General features: G+C 32.2%; 3 protein-coding genes. All 3 read right to left on the minus strand.

Features of this window, described 5'->3' with window-relative positions; genetic code table 11:
* Positions 1–213, minus strand: a 213-nt coding sequence (locus tag JCM21531_RS16970) for a stalk domain-containing protein (protein ID WP_038291587.1), incomplete at its 3' end; no start/stop codon positions are given.
* A gap of 42 nt (positions 214–255) precedes the next feature.
* Complete coding sequence (locus tag JCM21531_RS16975) at positions 256–837, minus strand: hypothetical protein (RefSeq protein WP_173400210.1); 582 nt, start codon at positions 835–837, stop codon at positions 256–258.
* A 38-nt stretch (positions 838–875) separates the two neighbouring features.
* Positions 876–2,102, minus strand: a complete 1,227-nt coding sequence (locus tag JCM21531_RS23275; RefSeq protein WP_279379113.1) for a DUF5702 domain-containing protein — start codon at positions 2,100–2,102, stop codon at positions 876–878.
* Position 2,103: the final 1 nt, after the last annotated feature.

Consider the following 2,103-nt stretch of genomic DNA (forward strand, 5'->3'; position numbering starts at 1 on the left):
GTCCCAACTTACATTCGCACCCAGAGCTTCTCCAACAAATCTGATAGGCACCTGTGTTCTTGAATTCTCATCAATAAACGGCTCTGCATCTGGAAAATTTATCTTTGTTCCATTTACCACTACTCGAATTGGAAGCTCAACAGCTGATATTGGCAATGATAACAAACAAGTAACTACCAATACTACTGTTAATATTTTTGCAATTCTTTTCATTCCAGCTTTCCCTCCTACATATATGTTACATACACAAAAGCTTTATTCTTCTTTTTCTTCTTTTTTAAAGAAATGCTTGATTTCATTTATTTTTTGGCCATTTTCATCAACCTCATATATATACACACCATCTTTAAACCAAAAAGCAATAACCATTCCTTTACTTTCTGGATTTACACAATAAGTCACCTCATTTGTATCTATTTCTTTAAGATCTGTCATATAATCATCTATTACTACACAATCTACTCCTAATCCAACAGTTCTGACTGCAGTATCATGTTTTAAACAACTTCTTGTTCTATTCATTACATATATTCCACTACCACCAGTGTAAGGATTTATAATGTCATCTTTATAAATATCATATAATGAGCTTATAATGCCTGCATAGTCACCAGTTTGAGTAAAATTTCTCAAATAAGCAGCTTCTATGGCATAATCCAAGAATTTTTCTGCATTAGTCTTTTCTTTTTTATCTTTTGATTCCTCTGTATTCTGTGTAGAATTTGAATTAAGTACATTAGAAGATTGATTATTTTCTTCTCCACTACCACCACAAGCGGATAATAAAGATACTGCACATATTATTACTGCTATCAATATCGATTTTACTCTAACCATTTTCAACATCCCCTTTTCTATAAAAATTATTTTTTATGTTAATATCCCTTATACAGGATAACATCAAACTTTATTCTTTTCCCATCTTCAGTTCTAAACTCCTTTGGAATAAAAGGTTTTGTTGCAAACAAATATTTTATTGAAATCGAAGATTCAATACGCATATATGTATTGTATTCTGACAACTTAAAAATTTTATTCCCTGAAGCTGTTCTCATATTTACTTGTATCAAATCGGCTATTCTTTTCATCTTTACGTCTCTGTTTGTAAAAATCAAAAATAACCTTAAGTAATCAGTATACTTCATAGAGAGGAAAGAACCCTTGAGGTTTGTCTTCATTACTTCGGAATCATTTGTATTACCAATAGAATCAATAAATCTATTTACTTTCTCTTTTCCCATTTCTGCAGCTTTTTTAAACGATTCCTTAAACTTATCAATTAAATTGGTTTTATAATCTTCAATTTTCTCTTTTATATTATATTTCACTCTCTTTTTTGCTTCCTGAATAGTATTAAATATCATACTATTTATTTTCTTGCTTGTTTCATCCACGCTATAACCAAGCAACTCCTTTCCTTCTGCTAATTCTGCAGTCAGCTCTGCTATAACTTCTTTAAGATTTCTATCTTTATATACTTCAAGAAAATCTGTATAATCAACTCCTCGGATAGTAACTGGTACATAACTTCCGACCGTGCTCTTTTCAACAGCTTCCATTTCCTCGAGAAGCAAAATTCTAATTTTCTCGTTAATTTGACTGATTATATCTCCCATTTCTCCCTCAACTTCAACATTTAAACTTACCTCAAAATCGTTAAAAATATTCTCAGCAGAATACATATCTTCTTTAAAAGGATTCTCTATACTAGCAAATACTTTATCAACCAGTAAATCCACTTTGGAGTCAATGTAATCTGCTATAGTTGTAACTGCACTTTCTACAAAATCCTCAACTTTAGTCTCTGTGTAATCAATCACTTTATCAGCTGCAGCCTTTGCACTCTCCTTTGTTCTGTTTATAACCTCATTCGTAATTGTTGTCGAAAGTCCTTCAATATCCGTTATCCACGTATTCCTCGTTTTAAATATCGGTACACTTTCCCCTTTTAACAAAAGGTACACATCAAATAAAGATTCAGCCATTGCCCAAGCCATCATAATCAATGTATGTACAATTGGTACACCTACACCGCCGGTCCATCCCGCTACAACCGTAGCAATTTCCAATGCCCTGTTAAACTTTACCGGATCCGTATATATC

The sequence above is a fragment of the Acetivibrio straminisolvens JCM 21531 genome, from assembly GCF_000521465.1.
Lineage (GTDB): Bacteria > Bacillota > Clostridia > Acetivibrionales > Acetivibrionaceae > Hungateiclostridium > Hungateiclostridium straminisolvens.